Source organism: Marinobacter sp. EN3, from assembly GCF_000475315.1.
In the GTDB taxonomy this organism is placed as follows: domain Bacteria; phylum Pseudomonadota; class Gammaproteobacteria; order Pseudomonadales; family Oleiphilaceae; genus Marinobacter; species Marinobacter nauticus.
The window spans coordinates 56,139-72,846 of the sequence record NZ_AXCC01000063.1; the positions used below are offsets into that span (position 1 = coordinate 56,139).

Here is a 16,708-nt window from a genome sequence, read left to right on the forward strand (position 1 = left end):
TTTATCACATTGAACCATATCTAATTTTGCAGCAGTATGCAGTATAGAATAATGCGTTAATTTAGTTGCTCGACCAAACGACAACTATTTCATTAAAATCATTTTGCTATGCTTAATAGGGGACTATATGGACAAAGATCCTCAAGATTACCCACATACAGCAATCTCAACATGGAGTGGCTTTGTCTATCAAGGGAAGCTAGCTGTTTATTATTTTCTTGAATTGATTTCTCGTAACTACGAGGACAATCGGGAGTTAAAGCTACAACTTGAAAGTGAAGATGATTTCGCAATTTTCCACGGTGATCAGTGTATTTCATTACACCAAGTAAAGGCTTATAAAGATACGTTATTTTCAAAATACAGACCAGGTATAGAGAAGCAAAAAGAAAAAGCCTTAGAGCACAATATTGACACTGCTTACTTTCACGTCGCTCGTAATATCGCTGATCTCCCAGAATCTTTCGAACAAGATTATCAGCCGGTCAAATTGTATAGATATCCTCTTCAACCAGAACAGGAAAATGGTGAAACCAAAGCCTATTGTCCACTTGATGAAATCGATTCCATTATTGAAAAACAAATTGTCGTTTTGATTAGAAAAATCGATGGCATAGAGAATTGGAAGATAAACTGTTGCGGTAGAATTCGAGAGGCTCTTGAAGCAATGGTCAATGCAAAAGTGATTGCTGTACACAGTAAGATCCATGCTTCCAAAATACATCAGGCACAACTTGCGTCAGAGGAGTTTGTTCCATTTTCTGAACTATGTGAAGTGTTGGAATCCGAAGAATTTGAATCGATTGAAAATGAAGATTATTTTCTTAGCCGTTTGCAAATAGATATTGGTACATACTACAAAGATTTCTGTGACATACAGGAAGGAATATCACAAAAAAATCAGGATAAATTAGATCAGTATTTAGCTGTAATTACCGAATTAAATAAAGAACAAATGAAAGATTTCCTACGTGCCGTTATGCCACATCGAAAAGGGAAATTTAGGACACTCCGTGAGTTCAAAGACGAAACTGTTGACCGAGACTCAATAAGACAAGGCCTGTTTGCAATTTTTTACCAATTAATTAGTGCGGATAATTTTCTTAGCGAGCGCATTCCGTTTTTTTGGCAAGATAATGAAGCTTTCTTTTACCCGACAGGTATACACACCGGCGCAGAATCAGGAGACACTATTTGTTACGACATTCTGCAGCAATCACTGTCTGAGGACGTAGAGTGTTTATTTGAGGAAGGTGCATTGGTCACTACTTCAATCGATAGACCTAACATCACACACGTTAGATTTGGTGTTGACGCTATCGCTGACGAAGATAATTCTACCCAAGGACACAGCATCATTAGTTTTCAAAAAATGTCGCTAGTTTCTTTGAATAACATACCTGAGAATTTGAAAGATGCAGAGATTGATTGAGAGCTTATTAGAATGGCAGGCGATGGAACGACAAACCGTTCCTGAGCTGGAATTATATGGATGCGACGTGAAGCAGCAAACTAGTTACTGGTTGATTATTCATGACGTGCCAGAGCTAACACCAGAGCTTCAGGCACATTGGCTAGCTAGCTGCAAAAAAGCAGTAAAAGATCCTGCCTTAGAAAAAAATACCAACCTTTTGCTTACCTGGAAAGTCGAGGCTCTTGATCATCAAACCAGCATGCTTGTTCAACAGATTGAAGAAGATAGTTATTTTTTTAAAAAGCACGTTTTGCCGTACACCGTGGCAGAGCTGAATGAGCTGAAATTGCAGGTTGAAAAAATTGGTCTGGAATCAGTTTTTTCAAGTTTCATAATGGATACCCAAACTTTTACTAGTTATAAAAGACAATTTCATGAAGGAGGTTGGCAAAACCTGCTCTATAGGATCGCGATTAAGTTATCTGCGCTAAGGATACAAGACACTACTACCGCTAACCTGGATAGTCTTGAACACAGCATTCAAGATCAAATTGGCAGGTCATCGGACGCTAGCGATTTAAAAGCAATAGAATCCACTATAATGACGTTAGCCAAAGAGAAAGGCCCGCTGGAAGAACTAGAGCCAGATGAGCTGCTAGAACTGGTAGTTAATCGGTTAGAGGAGGTTAGCGATGACTCTAAGGGTTAAACATCTGGTGATCGAGAATTTTAAAATTTTTGAACGGTTAGAACTTAAGGTAGAAAGTGAGTATTTAACGGTACTTGATGGTCCGAACGGCTTTGGGAAGTCGTCCTTTTTTGATGCTTTAGAACTTCTTTTTACCGGAACTATTAGACGCTATATTGAGTTAGAAGATCTAACTGTCGATGGACGTAAACAAAAGTCAGGCTGTCCTTGGCTATACAACCGCGCTAAGTCAGAATCATGGTTATCAATCCGCGTAGAACTATCAATCAACGACGAAATTAAAGTTTTAGAACGTGCCGCTTGCAAAGATGAACTAGATAAGCAGAAAGGGCTGAGGGGTTTGAATATCCCGCTTTACGAGCTTGATACACTCCAAGGAGACCGAGGTAATCACATTAAGGATGAGGAGAAGTTTTTTTCTAATTTACTTGGGGAATCATATAAGCGCGACTTCGGACTTTTTCACTACGTAGAGCAAGAAGAAAATAATCGGTTGCTAAAACAAAAAGAAAAAGACCGTCAGCAACAGATCGCTTATCTTTTTGAAATTGGGGAGATTCAAGAAAGACTCAACACTATAAATAACTCCTATAGCAAGATTGGAAAGCTATGCACAGCAGTTAAAAAAGAGGATGTCCGAAACTTAAAGTCTAAATGGGAAGATGCAAAACAAAAAGTATTGGAAGGTAATGAATTTTTGGATTACCAACGGCTAGTAAACGTCACTATCCAACCTTGGGACTCTGAGACTTTAGACTATGCCCCTGAGCAATTTGAACAATGGCTATCGGATGACGGTGATGTATTTCGACTTAAGCGTTTCGTTGAAAACTTTAACCATTATGAAAGCAAACTATCCAATCGCACTCTATCTGAAAAGCTGTTACCAGAACTAGAGCTTCAGAAAAGCATGCTCAGATTCTTCCACCGGTTATCGTATCGAAAACAGTGGGAATTAGAGCTGCGCCAGTTAGAGTCTGCAGAAAACTTAATCGAATTATTTAACGATACTTTAAGGTCAATTGCTCAGGATAAGCTTTTCATTCCCGAAGTTCTGATCCCGCTCATACCAAGTGATATTAAGTTAGATGAATTTAAAGACCATGTTGAGCATCTGAAGCAGGAGATTAACTCTTCCGACAAACTAGAAGAAAGTCTCTCTAGCCTTTTTTCAATGCGTGAACGGCTATTGGAGAGCTTCATACAGTTTCAGTTATACAATGGTCCTACAAACAATTGTCCAACATGTGGATACGACTGGGAGTCGTCAGAAGCATTACTCATAGGTATTGAACGACAAGAGGAAACGCTCAGATTGCTGGCTAGTCGTCAAAGTAGTCAGTTAACTCAAAAGCTGACGGATTTTAATGAAAAGTATCAAAAGGCTATCAAGGAAGCTCTTGTTGAATTCATAGATAAACAGCGCGATAAAGTTGACTACAAACGCATGTTAGTCTCGCTGAATTCTGAGCAGGTCTCGAGAATACAGAGGTATGCCAGTAATCTAATAGATGCCGGTATTCAATTTGAAGATTTACTTATTGAGAATTATGATTTGAAGCTTGATTTGCCGCTATCTAAGCTTAAAGAGCGGGTAACTTCAAAACTCAAACCGGTGAACGAAAGTCGTATATTTCCCGACTTTGATCGCATTTTTCGAGATGTTTTTAATCGTGAAATTTCTGCAGTTAAACAGATAAGCACGAAAGATATAGAAAATAAAATCGCCTATATACAGCAGCAGCGATCAATAGCATCTTCAAGGCATGCTAAGGACTGTGAGCTTAAGTTTAGAAATGCTGAAAATGCGCTTAATAATGCTGTAGATGTCAGAAAGCGACTGAAGAAGCTCAAAGAAATCTATGAAAGCCAGAAAAAAGGTTATCTGGAATCTATCGTAAAAGAAATTGAAATACTCTTTCACATATATTCTGGTCGCTTGATGCAAAGTTACCAGCAGGGTTTGGGTATTTTCATTGAGAATGATGGAACTTCAATAGCTTTTCATGAAACTCCAGGTAATGATTATGACGTCGTTTTCTCAATGAGTTCCGGCCAGCTTTCGGCCTTAATTTTATCCTTTACTTTAGCTTTAAATCGGCGTTACGCGAAGCATGGTCTGCTTATGGTGGATGATCCCGTACAAACATTGGACGAAATAAACGTCGTAGGCCTTATTGAACTTCTACGCGCTGATTTTTCAAACCGGCAAATTTTTATTGCAACACATGAAGACCGTATGTCAGCTTATTTTCGTTATAAATACAAGAAGTTTGGAATACCGGTCGGGCGAATTAATTTTATGGATGAGTCTCGTGCAGCCAACGAAGCAAGCAAATAAACATAATACTATCCAAATCCAGACTGGTTTGTTCTGAAAGTACAAACTATTGATTTATAAAGATTATTTTCAAATTTCCTCTTGCATATTCTCAATCTCATGAGAATATTTAATAAAAGCAGGAGGAGATAATGAAAAGATTAGCACCCTTAACTACGGCAATATTGGCCGCTGCCCTGGCTGGCTGCGCGGCCACCCCACGAGCTTACAATCAGGAAGAGTCTCGGGCTTTAAACCTGGCGAGAGCCGGTGGCATCTACGATATGGACTTGCGTGATTCTGGGGATGGCTCTCGCTCCTACAGTAAAGGCATGTTGGTGCCATTACTGGATCTCGCCAGCCTGGCGACTTCATTCGATGCACCGCTTCGACATCTCTCGGGTAGCCAGACGTTTTTGTTCAACGCTACTGACATCATGATGACTCCAGACAATCCGTCGGCGAGACCAAGCCTGATGGGATGGATGCCAGCGTCTATGGCCACTTCGGAGGCTCAGGCCTATGAGCAGTATGTGGATCTGGTGGACCAGGCCATCCGGCTAGCTGCCAATGATATGGCGTTGAGTGCTACCAAACTTAGTAACGTGGAGACGCCCGAAATTGACGGCCATCCACTGGTGCTTTGGTCGATTGAAAGCGCTGAGCATGGATGTGGTGTGGGTCAATGTGTGGTTGCCTACAACATCCAAGCTCCAAATCGCTGGAAGTCACCGCCCTATGTGGAAGGTACTGAGCCTGAAAGCTATAACATCGCGGCCAATCATCCAGAGAATTATTCCCGCCTTGTTTTCCGGCAGTCAGGCGAGCAACTCAGCTTCCCTGTGGACGATTTCTACCGCAGGGTCAGTGGTGCCTTACCATCCTGGATGGTGATGTATTTTCCTCCCGGCACCGTCATCCATGATGGCGAACTGCTGCCGTACCCTGTGCTGTACGAGCAGGGACAGCGACTGATGTTCAAGGAGCCAGATCATGAGTGACTGGCATGATGAACTTGAGTTCACGCTGTGGCCGCTTGAAGACGCCAAAATCGATAGCGACTGCATGACCTTTGTGATCAGCAATGCTCTGAGCGAGCAAGGCATCTTCCATCAATGCCGTATCGGTTATGCAGAGGACCGACTGAGCCGAATGGTCACTACTCCCCATTGCTGGATTGAGCTCGAACAGGGCTGGTGTATTGATCTGCGGCTCAGGCATTGGCTAGGCGATGAGGACGACCTCCCTCACGGTGTATTCCAGCCATCCAGCTACCCCAGAGTTCGATACCAAGGCAGTGCGTGGCTGGTTCCACGCCTGGACGCGGGAGATTTGAAGGCGATGACGAACGATGTCTACGACAAAGTGAAACTGCCATGGCTGGCCGGGCGATCCAGAGCGGCCTGACGCACGCCGGTCAAAACTTGCATTTTCTCAGGTTCTGATAGCTTCGAAGTAAAGAGCTATCGGGGACTGAAACCATGGTGAGGGTAACAAAAATAGTAGCAGTGGGGCTCGCCGGGATCGGCGTTGTGGAGCTCGCCTTAAGAGGTACCGATGCAGCGCTTTACGCATGGTATCTATTATTCGTGCTCTGGGTGGTCCTACTGCTCATTCGCTTCGCAATGGCCGCAGTCGATGCTTACAAGACGGTTTTTACCAAGGGACCCGATGGGCAAATGACGTTTCCTGAATTCGAGAAAAAGATGGCGTCGTTTAGTCGAGGTGGTGGTAGGGAAGAAAACGGTCCAAGCAGCACGACAACCTCCGGCACCGGGAGTCAAGAAGACGCAGGCGATCTGTTCGATGACTTCAGAGTCAATCCGATCCTCCGAGAGGACGATCCGTTCGGGGAGTTTCTCGACTCTTGAGGTGGTTCCTGATGGGTACACATCAGGGGAACCAACTATTCAGGCCGCTCAACATGACAAGGAACCATTTAAAACAGACCGGCCAAACGGAACCACTTATAACAGACTGAGGAGGCATTAATGTTTATACGCGCCTATTTGAGAGCATCGACCCAGGAACAAAATGCCGAGCGGGCCAAAGCATCGCTAATCCAGTTTGCCGAGCAACACGGTCAGCGCATTGCTGCCTTTTATACCGAGAACGTCTCCGGTGCCACATTGCATCGCCCCGAACTGATGCGACTGATTGCCGAATCTGGTGAAGGTGACATTGTACTGGTGGAGCAGATAGACCGGCTTGCCCGCCTTAAACAGCAGGACTGGGATACGCTCAAACGGAAGCTGGCAGCCAAGCGGTTGGCGATTGTCTCCCCCGAGTTACCGACGAGTTGGCTGGCACTGGACAAGAAAGATGACACCGGCTTTACCGACTCTATCTTACACGCTGTCAACAGCATGATGCTCGACATGTTGGCAGCGGTAGCCCGCAAAGATTACGAGGATAGGCGTCGACGCCAAAACCAGGGGATCAACAAGGCCCGCAGCGAGGGTAAGTATCAGGGGCGTCAACCTGATCTGAAGAGGCGGCAACACATCGCTAGTTTACTGCGCACCGGCCATAGCTATAGCGAAATCCAGGACATCCTGGGTTGTTCGCGCCATCTGATTGCCTCTGTTGCAAAGGAACAAAGGCAGTCAGATGCAGCATAGGCTGCAATTTGCAATCAAAGAACGAAAACAGGAGAACTCACATGATCGATATGTCCGTCACACTCATTGCTTTCCTAGGCTTTGTCGCCGTTATCTTGGCGATCTGCGGCATCACATACCTGAGCGCTGACCGGTTGGAAGCATTTCTCAACCGGAAGTTTAAAGCACGCCGCCAGGCCGATAAAAATTCCAGATAATCTGGGGGTAAACGGCTACTTTTGCCCAAATTGGCAAATTACAGACCCGTGGGTTTGTCTCTGCGGCCAGTAGCATTTCTCTTGAACATCAACCAACAGGAGAACGCTAATGAGCAAACCCAAAACCATTCAGGAAATCACCGATAAGTGGCATGAGGTGGCGCGCGCCGGGGAGTTTGACCATCACCAGGGACGCCGAATGGCGCTTGATCAATGCAGACAGTATCTACAATCGCTATCCAAAAGCCTGGATATGGAGCGAGCACGCCTACGCTATCTCGCTCAGCGGCTGTCAGACCATTTTTGGGCACATAATGAGGCTCATCGAACCAAGGAAACGAGAGGCTACCCTGGCCATCACGGCTGCCGGGTGAGAATGCTACACGGCAGCTTGGAAATGCACTGGTATTACAACACCTTCGTGAGAGTGAAAAACGGTAAGGGGCATGCGGTTTTCAGTGAACACATCCGTCGAGCCCTGAAACACCGGTACTCAAAACCCGCATTTAACCGCGCTCACGACTGGGAGAGGCCCATCATTGACGAGACCGAAGCCGGGTTTGAGATAGTGCGTATCATGAATGCAAACCTCACTCACATGCGCCGTCTCGTCAGGGCAAACCTGAAGCAGTTGGACAGTTTGGAAGCCCACTTCGATGGCCTTCAGCCCCCGGAATCCTAAATAAAAAGCCATTCAGGCCCGTCCCCTTACGACGGGCCTTACGCCCCCATTTTTCCATCTGGAAAGGAGCCAAAACTTTCACATGTGAAAGTTCTATAGGACAAATCAAAATGATTGCATGATATAGGTTTGTGTAATAAGGTGGCTAACCATATTTAGTCAAAAAAGGTGCGAACGTGCCGGGAAACGCCGCCTTAAAGCTCGAAAATCACTCACACGCCCAGCGCGAGCGCTTGGCGTTCATTGATTTTTGCCTGCAATACCATGGCTCAGTGGGCCGCAGTGAGCTAATGGCGCACTTCGGCACCGCAGTCGCCTCCAGCACCCGGGACTTCACTCTCTACCGTGAGCTAGCCCACGAGAACCTGATCCTCCGTCACGAAAACAAGCGCTACTACCGTACCGACAACTATCAGCCTCTGTTCCACCATGAGCCCCATGCCGCCTTGAAAACCCTGGCTCACGGCTTTGGCGATGGGCTATCAGTGATGCCTGGCCAGCCTGGTTTCTGTGAGGATGCACCAGATTTGATCGCGCCACCACAGGATGTGCTGGCGACAGTGAGCCGGGCCATCAGCCAACAACAGGCTGTGCGGATGACCTACCAGTCCCTCAGTTCAGGCGCTAGCGAGCGTGTGGTTGTGCCACACAGTATCGTCAACAACGGCCAGCGTTGGCACATGCGCGGCTACTGCCGAAAACGCGGTGCGTTCCGAGATTTTGTCTGCAATCGCATCACCAGCGCCCATATCTATGAAAAGTCCATCGACAAAGTGGATATCGCAGAGCATGAGCATCAAACGTCGGATGCCGAATGGAATGAGCAACTGACCTTAGAGCTCATCCCGCACCCGCGCCACAGCCATCCGGAGGCTATTGCTCTGGATTTTAATATGTCCCGGCAGAACAACCAGCCTGTCCGACAGCTCAGCATCCGTGCCGCTCGCGCTGGCTACCTGCTACGCCATTGGAACGTGGACTGTAGCCCCGATCATCGGTTGCCAGAGCAGGAATATCACCTGTGGCTGCGTAACCACAACATTCTTAAACACTGCGCTAACGCTTTCCTGGCACCTGGCTATGCCGGCACCGGTGACGAGGCAGCGCCAAGTAGTTAACAACAGATATTAAATAGCGAGAACAGCATGCAACAAAACCATCATCAAAACCTTGTCGGCTTCATCTGGAACATCGCTAACAAGCTGCGAGGCCCGTATCGGCCACCCCAGTACCGGCGGGTAATGCTACCAATGATCGTCCTGCGTCGGTTTGACCTGGTATTGGCGGAAAACCAGAAAAAGGTACTGGCTGAGAAGGAACGCCTGGAAGCCCGCGGCATAACCGGCCCTGCACTGGAAAAGGCGCTTTCACGCATTGCCACCAGTGGCCGCAAACAGGAACTGTTCAATACCAGCGGCTTCACTTTCGATAAGCTGCTGGCTGATCCGCCGAACATTGCGGGCAACATGATTGCCTACATCCAGGGTTTCTCACCCCGCGCTCGGGACATCTTTGATAAGTTCGATTTCGAGGCGGAAATCGCCAAGCTGGATGAGGCCAACCGCCTTTTCCTGATTCTCAAAGAGTTCTGTAGCAACGAAATTGACCTCTCACCCAAGACCCTCAGCAACCTACAGATGGGCTATCTGTTCGAAGAGCTGGTCAGAAAGTTCAATGAACAGGCCAACGAAGAGGCCGGGGACCACTTTACTCCCCGTGAAGTCATCCGGCTGATGGTGCAGTTGTTGTTTACCGATGAAGAAGGCATCTTCGCCCCAGGCATTTACCGGAGTATCTACGACCCCACAGCAGGTACCGGTGGCATGCTCTCGGAAGCTGAAAAGTACATTTGCGGTGACGGTACCCATGAAGGATTGAACCCCGATGCCCACATCGAGCTGTTCGGCCAGGAGTACAATCCGGAATCCTACGCCATTTGTTGCTCAGACCTCCTGATCAAAGACGAACCCATCGACAACCTCATCTATGGGGACACGCTGGGCGTGAAAGACGCCAAGAACAAAAACAACGGCTTCGTACCTCACGATGGCCACCAGGAGAAGAAATTCCACTACATGCTTTCCAACCCGCCTTTTGGGGTTGAATGGAAGCCGGAAGAAGATTTCGTTCGTGAGGAGTACAACGACCAGGGCTTTTCCGGGCGCTTTGGTGCCGGTTTGCCCCGTATCAATGATGGCTCGCTGCTTTTCCTGCAACACATGATTTCCAAGATGCACACCCCGCCGAAACTGGTGGATGGCCTTCCTCTAGATAAAAACAGCGAAGGTGGTGACGGCTCGAAGATTGCCGTGGTTTTCAACGGCTCCCCGTTATTCACCGGTGATGCCGGTAGTGGTGAGAGCAATATTCGACGCTGGATTATCGAAAACGACCTGCTGGATGCCATCGTGGCGCTGCCGGACCAGATGTTCTACAACACCGGCATCTACACCTACGTCTGGATTGTCAGTAACCGCAAGCCGAAACACCGCCGAGGCAAAGTACAGCTAATCGACGGCACCCGCCATTACAAAAAGATGGACAAAAGCCTGGGGAACAAGCGAAACGAGCTGGCCGAGGAGCATATCCGCGAACTGGTGCGCCTCTACGCCGAACATCAGCATGAGGCGACGTCCGTAGCGCCGGTACATACCAAAGGATCATCAAGACCGACAGGAACCGAAACCCGTACCGTCAGCAAGATCTTTGATAACCACGAGTTTGGCTATCTGAAAATCACAGTGGAACGCCCTCTACGGCTGAATTTCCAGGTCAGCCCACAGAGAATTGCTCGACTCGACGAGCAACGGGCCTTTGCTAACCTGGCCACCAGTAAAAAGCGTAAGGACCAAGCGGCCTATCAGGCGGAAATTGAGGCTGGCAAACAGACTCAGATTGCCATCAAAGAGCTGCTGGAAGAGCTGGATGGCGACACCTTGTACCGGAACCGGGATGAATTCGAAGCCTTGTTAAATAAAGCTTTGAAAAAAGCCGATCTCAAGGTGGGAGCTCCAGTCAAAAAGGCAATACTGGCCGCGCTGTCAGAACGAGACCCACAAGCCGACATTTGCCGTGACAAGAAGGGCAATCCAGAGCCAGATCCGGAGTTGCGCGATACCGAGAACGTGGTGTTGCCCGCTGATATCAGCCTGCCCTTGCCGCTGAAATACGACAACGAAACCGGGCATGACAAACTGCTTGCGTTGGTAAAGGACCATTGCGAGGCCTATTTGGCCGCTGAGGTGTTGCCGCATGTGCCCGACGCCTGGATTGACCATAGCAAAACCAAAGTTGGTTACGAGATTCCGCTGAATCGCCATTTCTATGTCTATGAGCCACCACGCCCGTTGGAAGAGATCGCTGGTGAGATTAGCCAGTTGGAAAAGGAAATTATAGGTATGTTGGCGGAGGTGGTTTGATGAGGGAATATCCAGAGTATAAACCTTCGAATTTACCGTGGCTTGGGGACATACCTAGTCACTGGGAGGTCTGGAAGGTTACTCACGGCTTCAACCGGATCGGTAGTGGCACGACACCTAAAAGCGATAATCCACTGTTTTATGATGGAACGATTCCATGGATAACAACCTCTGAGCTGCGTGAAGATACAATTCTTGATACCTCGCAAAGAGTTACTAAAGAGGCGGTTGCCCTCCATTCTGCGTTGAAAGTATACCCTCAAGGTAGTCTTGCGATAGCTATGTATGGAGCCACGATTGGGCGCCTAGGGATACTTGGTATGGATGCCACGGTCAATCAGGCTTGTTGCGTTTTTTCTGAACCGACAGTATTCGATACGCGCTTCGTTTACTACTGGCTCTGGATGCGAAGACCCGTCCTAATATCACTTTCTACTGGTGGCGGGCAGCCTAATCTCAGTCAAGATGATCTGAAAAAGCTATGGATTCCAGTACCTAGAATTGGTGAGCAGAGAGCCATTGTCCGTTTCCTTGACTATAAAACCAAGCAAATTGATGAGCTGATAGCCAAAAAGCAAACTCTTTTAGACAAGCTTGCCGAGCAACGTACAGCTCTAATCAGCCAGGCTGTAACCAAAGGGCTCGATCCATCGGTACCCATGAGAAATTCAGGTGTTGACTGGGTTGGGGAAATACCGGCGCATTGGACTGTGCCTATTTTAGGCTATGTCGCAGAGGTGAGAGGTGGAGTAACGAAAGGTCGAAAACTGCCAAACGAAGCAACGGTAGAAGTTCCGTATTTGAGGGTTGCCAATGTTCAGGATGGCTTCATTGATCTCAGCCATGTCACTAACATTGAAATATTAGCGACAGAACTGGAGCGGTACTCCCTGCAGAAAGGGGATGTGCTGATGAATGAAGGGGGTGACAACGACAAACTTGGTCGTGGAGCCGTTTGGGAGGGTGAAATCGACCCATGTATTCATCAGAATCATGTTTTCGCTGTGCGTCCTAGGATCCCAGAGTTTTCTGATTGGCTGGCTTTGCTTACGCAGTCGGGTTACGCCAAATTTTATTTTTTTACCACCGCAAAACAAAGCACAAATCTGGCTTCGATTTCCTCTAGTAATATCAAGAAATTACCGGTATTGCTGCCTCCGGAAACCGAGCGAAGAGAAATCATTGATCACGTAAAGACTTCGTTGGATAAACTAACAAAACAACGCGAAAGAGTTATCCAAGTCATCGAGCGACTCAAAGAATACCGCTCTGCCCTGATCACCAATGCTGTCACCGGCAAAATCGACGTGCGGGACTTCTCCATACCCACTACCACTGAGCAAAGGGAGGTTGCCCATGGCTGATACGCCGTCCGCCAATACTCACCACGAGAGTTTTGAAGGCATCCGCAGAGAGGATGACCACGGTAACGAGTTCTGGTCAGCCAGAGAGCTGGCCCCCCTGCTGGAGTATCCGCAGTGGCGGAATTTTGTCCCGGTTATTGATAAGGCCAAACATGCCTGTGAAAGGTCGGGGAACGTCGTTGCAGACCATTTTGCGGACGTGCGCAAAATGGTTGGTATCGGCTCCGGAGCGCAACGTGAGGTACCGGATGTCCACCTATCACGCTATGCCTGCTACCTGATCGTCCAGAATGGCGATCCTACGAAGCCAGTCATCGCCAACGGCCAGACCTACTTTGCTATCCAGACACGCCGACAGGAGCTGGAGGACAGCGAGCAGTTCACCGCACTTTCTGAGGATGAAAAGCGCCTGGCCATTCGTAAAGAACTTATCGCCCACAACAAGTACCTGGCTGCGGCTGCCCAGGATGCTGGTGTAGAGACCCCCTTAGATTACGCCATTTTTCAGGATCATGGCTACAAAGGGCTATACGGGGGGCTGGGTGCCAAGGATATCCATGCCAAAAAGGGCCTGAAGAAAAGCCACAAGATTCTGGACTACATGGGGAGCACAGAGCTGGCTGCCAACCTGTTCCGCGCTACACAGGCAGAAGAGAAGCTTCGCCGGGACAACATTCAGGGTAAGCAGAACGCCAACAAAACCCATTTCGAGGTAGGCCAGAAAGTTCGGCAAACCATTGGCGAACTGGGCGGAACCATGCCAGAAAACCTGCCCACGCCGGATAAAAGCGTCAAACAAGTAGAAAACGCTCAAAAGAAGCTGGAAAAACAGGACGATGAATCACCAGAGAGCAAAAAGCCCCGGTGAATATTTCTCTAAGTTAAAGAAGACACGGCATCTTTAACTTAGCTCAAGGGTAAGTGAAAGAAACAGGACAACAACATGCACAAAGAAATCGACTTTGAGAACGCCATCGAGCAGGCGCTGATCACCCAGGGTGGCTATCAGAAAGGAGATCCCACCGGTTTCGATGCTGAAACCGCCTTGTTCCCGGCGGATGTCGTGAGCTTTGTGCAGAAGACACAACCCAAGATCTGGGAGCGGTTGAACAACCTGGATGCGAGCAAGGCCGAGAGCATGCTCCTGGATGCCCTAACCAAGGAACTGGCCGCAAAAGGGGCGCTGACGGTGCTGCGCGAGGGTTTCAAATGCGTCGGTAAGTCGGTGAAGCTGGCTTATTTTGCTCCCAATACCAGTATTGATACGGGCGCGGCTGAACGCTACGCCGCGAACAGGCTTACCGTGGTTCGTCAGGTACATACCAAGACGGGCGCAATTCCGGACATGGTGCTGGCTGTGAACGGCCTCCCAGTTGCCACACTGGAGCTGAAAAATGCCATGTCGGCGACCGGGTGGACCGTTGAAAATGCCAAGTCCCAGTACCGCTTCGAACGAAACCCCAAAGACCCTCTGTTCGCCTTCAAAAATCGCTGCCTGGTGCATTTTGCAGTAGATACCGAGCAAGCGTTTATGACGACCCACCTGGAGGGTAAGGATACCTTTTTCCTGCCGTTCAACCGGGGTTTCAATCACGGCGCTGGCAACCCGCCGATGGAAGGTGATGTTCGTACCGCCTACCTCTGGGAAGAGGTACTGGAGCGGGACAGCCTGATGGATATCCTCGCCCGTTTTCTGCACCTTCAGGTAGAAGAGAAAACAGTCGTGACCGAAAAGGGAATCAAGCGCCACCGCAAGGAAACGCTGATTTTCCCCCGGTATCACCAACTGGATGCCGTAAGGTCTCTGACCCAGCATGCAAAAGCCAAGGGCTCCGGCCATAACTATCTGGTACAGCACTCTGCGGGTTCCGGTAAATCCAACTCTATTGCCTGGTTGGCTCATCGTTTGTCCAGTCTGCACGATGCCAACAACGAGAAGGTATTCCATTCCGTGGTGGTGATTACTGACCGCCGGGTACTCGACCAGCAATTGCAGAACACCATCTTCCAGTTCGAGCACAAGTTGGGCGTTGTTCAAAAGATCGACGAGAATACTCAGCAACTGGCCAAGGCGCTGGCTGACGGTGTGCCGATCATCATCTCGACTATCCAGAAGTTCCCCTTCATCAGTCAGGCCATCCGTACCCTGGAGCAGAAAGGCAAAGGCATCTCAATTTCGACGGAAGGCAAACGCTTCGCGGTGATTGTAGATGAGGCCCACAGCTCGCAGAGTGGCGAAACGGCTATGGAGCTGCGGAAGATCCTGAACAAGGATGGCATCGAGTCAGCCATTGCTGAGCAATTACTGGACATGGAGGACGAGAGCCTTAGCGAAGAAGCTAAAAAGGAGCTCATTCGTGAGCAGCTCAAACGTGCCAAACAGCCTAACCTGAGCTTTTTCGCGTTCACGGCGACCCCCAAGTTTAAGACCATGGCGGTGTTTAACGAACCTGGCCCTAACGGCGAAGCTCCGTTCCATCACTACAGTATGCGGCAGGCCATTGAAGAGGGCTTTATCCATGACGTTTTGGCCCACTACACCTGCTACAAGCGTTATTACAAGCTGATCCAGAAGGTGGAGGATGACCCTGAAGTGCCGCGCCGCAAGGCTGCAAGGGCGCTGGCTCGTTTTGTTTCCTTCCACGACTATGAGATAGCGCAGAAGGTCGAGGTGATCGTTGAGCACTTCCGCACCCATACCCGCCACAAAATCGGTGGTCGGGCAAAGGCCATGGTAGTGACCAGCTCTCGTGAACATGCGGTGCGCTACAAGCTGGGCTTCGACAAGTACATCAAATCTAAAGGTTATACCGATGTGAAGTCCCTTGTAGCCTTCTCGGGAGAAATCGCTCTCAAGGAATATGCTGACAAGACATTTACCGAAGTCGGTATGAACGAGGGCATCAAGGAGTCTGAGCTACCGGATAAATTCAACACCGAGGAATATCAGGTGTTACTGGTCGCTGAAAAATACCAAACCGGCTTTGACCAGCCACTGCTTCACAGCATGTATGTGGATAAGAAGCTGTCAGGCATTCAGGCGGTGCAAACGCTGTCACGGCTTAACCGAACGGCCAGGGGCAAGACAGATACCTTTGTCCTGGACTTCGTGAATGAGCCGGATGAAATCTACAAAGCGTTCAAACCCTATTACGAGGTGACCACCAAGGAAGAGGATACCGACCCTCAGCAGCTCAATAACCTGGCCCACACCCTGTCCACCTGGCAGATTTTCACGGAAGGTGAGGTGAGCGCGTGGTGCGAGATCTGGTTCCGCAACCGACTGAACCCGACAGGCGGCGAGCATAAGAAGCTGAATAGTTTGATTGACCTGGCTGTCGAGCGTTTCAAGACATTGAGCGAGGAAGACCAAGCCCTGTTCAAGGGGCAGTTGGTCAGCTTCCGTAACCTGTACGGCTTCGTTGCCCAGATTATTCCTTATCAGGACTCGGACCACGAGAAGCTGTACACCTATTCCCGCTTCCTGCTCACCAAGCTGCCTTACACCACCGATACGCGCACGGTGCAGGTTGATGACGAGGTAGAGCTGAAGTACTACCGGCTTCAGAAAATCAGTGAAGGCGCCATCGACCTGAAAGTAGGCGAGCCGGAAGCCCTCTATGGCCCGACCGAGGTCGGTACCGGCCAGGCAGAGGAAGAGGTGCAGTTATCGACGCTGGTCGACAAGCTCAATGAGCGATTTGGTACTGAGTTTACCCCGGCAGATCAGCTGTTCTTCGACCAAGTGAAGGAAACCGCCGTTGCCAACGAGCAGCTTCGCCAGGCCGTCATGGCCAACAGCCTGGAGAACTTCGAACCGGTATTTAACAAGCAGCTTGAGAACTTGTTTGTAGAGCGCATGGACGGCAACGAAGACATTTTCATACGCCTGATGAACGATGCGTCTTTCCGCAACATCGCTTCTCAGTACCTGATGCGGGCTGTGTATAACCAGGTCAAAACCAGCGTTGAGACGGGATAA

Annotated in this window: 14 protein-coding genes; all 14 read left to right on the top strand. The window is 48.9% G+C overall.

Annotated elements, in window-relative coordinates; translation table 11 throughout:
* Window positions 1-127: 127 nt before the first annotated feature.
* The 14 genes from Q675_RS34150 to Q675_RS34210 all read left to right on the top strand — a co-directional run bounded on the left by Q675_RS34150 (window position 128) and on the right by Q675_RS34210 (window position 16,708).
* On the top strand, window positions 128-1,432 hold the full coding sequence (locus tag Q675_RS34150) for an ABC-three component system protein (protein ID WP_023011889.1): 1,305 nt from the start codon (window positions 128-130) through the stop codon (window positions 1,430-1,432).
* Window positions 1,416-2,123, top strand: coding sequence for an ABC-three component system middle component 1 (locus Q675_RS34155; protein WP_023011890.1), 708 nt, complete (start codon window positions 1,416-1,418; stop codon window positions 2,121-2,123). The genes Q675_RS34150 and Q675_RS34155 overlap by 17 nt, the downstream gene beginning before the upstream one ends.
* Window positions 2,107-4,464: an AAA family ATPase gene (locus Q675_RS34160; RefSeq protein WP_023011891.1), complete on the top strand. Its 2,358-nt coding sequence runs from the start codon at window positions 2,107-2,109 to the stop codon at window positions 4,462-4,464. Before Q675_RS34155 ends, Q675_RS34160 begins: the two co-directional genes overlap by 17 nt.
* Before the next feature lie 131 nt (window positions 4,465-4,595).
* A complete protein-coding gene (locus tag Q675_RS34165; RefSeq protein ID WP_023011892.1) occupies window positions 4,596-5,444 on the top strand; it encodes a hypothetical protein in 849 nt (282 codons plus the stop codon).
* Window positions 5,437-5,850, top strand: coding sequence for a hypothetical protein (locus tag Q675_RS34170; protein ID WP_023011893.1), 414 nt, complete (start codon window positions 5,437-5,439; stop codon window positions 5,848-5,850). Before Q675_RS34165 ends, Q675_RS34170 begins: the two co-directional genes overlap by 8 nt.
* A 74-nt stretch (window positions 5,851-5,924) precedes the next feature.
* The gene (locus Q675_RS34175; protein ID WP_023011894.1) at window positions 5,925-6,314 is read left to right on the top strand and encodes a hypothetical protein; all 390 of its coding nucleotides are present in this window, start codon (window positions 5,925-5,927) and stop codon (window positions 6,312-6,314) included.
* Window positions 6,315-6,434: 120 nt separating this feature from the next.
* Window positions 6,435-7,064 carry a recombinase family protein gene (locus tag Q675_RS34180; RefSeq protein WP_023011895.1) on the top strand — a complete coding sequence of 210 codons (630 nt, stop codon included), beginning with the start codon at window positions 6,435-6,437 and terminating at the stop codon, window positions 7,062-7,064.
* Window positions 7,065-7,105: 41 nt separating this feature from the next.
* A complete protein-coding gene (locus Q675_RS38345) occupies window positions 7,106-7,261 on the top strand; it encodes a hypothetical protein (RefSeq protein WP_023011896.1) in 156 nt (51 codons plus the stop codon).
* A gap of 109 nt (window positions 7,262-7,370) precedes the next feature.
* A complete protein-coding gene (mobI, locus tag Q675_RS34185; protein ID WP_023011897.1) occupies window positions 7,371-7,943 on the top strand; it encodes a conjugative transfer protein MobI(A/C) in 573 nt (190 codons plus the stop codon).
* Window positions 7,944-8,119: 176 nt separating this feature from the next.
* Window positions 8,120-9,061, top strand: a complete 942-nt coding sequence (locus tag Q675_RS34190; RefSeq protein WP_023011898.1) for a helix-turn-helix transcriptional regulator — start codon at window positions 8,120-8,122, stop codon at window positions 9,059-9,061.
* 27 nt (window positions 9,062-9,088) lie between these two features.
* Window positions 9,089-11,362: a type I restriction-modification system subunit M gene (locus Q675_RS34195; protein WP_031211709.1), complete on the top strand. Its 2,274-nt coding sequence runs from the start codon at window positions 9,089-9,091 to the stop codon at window positions 11,360-11,362.
* Window positions 11,362-12,726: a restriction endonuclease subunit S gene (locus Q675_RS34200; RefSeq protein WP_023011900.1), complete on the top strand. Its 1,365-nt coding sequence runs from the start codon at window positions 11,362-11,364 to the stop codon at window positions 12,724-12,726. Before Q675_RS34195 ends, Q675_RS34200 begins: the two co-directional genes overlap by 1 nt.
* On the top strand, window positions 12,719-13,594 hold the full coding sequence (dinD, locus tag Q675_RS34205) for a DNA damage-inducible protein D (RefSeq protein ID WP_023011901.1): 876 nt from the start codon (window positions 12,719-12,721) through the stop codon (window positions 13,592-13,594). Before Q675_RS34200 ends, dinD begins: the two co-directional genes overlap by 8 nt.
* Before the next feature lie 75 nt (window positions 13,595-13,669).
* Entirely contained in the window at window positions 13,670-16,708 is a 3,039-nt protein-coding gene (locus Q675_RS34210; RefSeq protein WP_023011902.1) for a type I restriction endonuclease subunit R, read from the top strand.

Bases quoted from the DNA above. Each gene is read 5' to 3' on its own strand.
- Q675_RS38345 (WP_023011896.1), top strand. From the start codon at position 7,106: ATGATCGATATGTCCGTCACACTCATTGCTTTCCTAGGCTTTGTCGCC.
- Q675_RS34175 (WP_023011894.1), top strand. From the start codon at position 5,925: ATGGTGAGGGTAACAAAAATAGTAGCAGTGGGGCTCGCCGGGATCGGC.
- Q675_RS34200 (WP_023011900.1), top strand. From the start codon at position 11,362: ATGAGGGAATATCCAGAGTATAAACCTTCGAATTTACCGTGGCTTGGG.
- Q675_RS34210 (WP_023011902.1), top strand. From the start codon at position 13,670: ATGCACAAAGAAATCGACTTTGAGAACGCCATCGAGCAGGCGCTGATC.
- Q675_RS34165 (WP_023011892.1), top strand. From the start codon at position 4,596: ATGAAAAGATTAGCACCCTTAACTACGGCAATATTGGCCGCTGCCCTG.
- mobI (WP_023011897.1), top strand. From the start codon at position 7,371: ATGAGCAAACCCAAAACCATTCAGGAAATCACCGATAAGTGGCATGAG.
- Q675_RS34180 (WP_023011895.1), top strand. From the start codon at position 6,435: ATGTTTATACGCGCCTATTTGAGAGCATCGACCCAGGAACAAAATGCC.
- Q675_RS34155 (WP_023011890.1), top strand. From the start codon at position 1,416: ATGCAGAGATTGATTGAGAGCTTATTAGAATGGCAGGCGATGGAACGA.
- Q675_RS34150 (WP_023011889.1), top strand. From the start codon at position 128: ATGGACAAAGATCCTCAAGATTACCCACATACAGCAATCTCAACATGG.
- Q675_RS34195 (WP_031211709.1), top strand. From the start codon at position 9,089: ATGCAACAAAACCATCATCAAAACCTTGTCGGCTTCATCTGGAACATC.
- Q675_RS34160 (WP_023011891.1), top strand. From the start codon at position 2,107: ATGACTCTAAGGGTTAAACATCTGGTGATCGAGAATTTTAAAATTTTT.
- dinD (WP_023011901.1), top strand. From the start codon at position 12,719: ATGGCTGATACGCCGTCCGCCAATACTCACCACGAGAGTTTTGAAGGC.
- Q675_RS34170 (WP_023011893.1), top strand. From the start codon at position 5,437: ATGAGTGACTGGCATGATGAACTTGAGTTCACGCTGTGGCCGCTTGAA.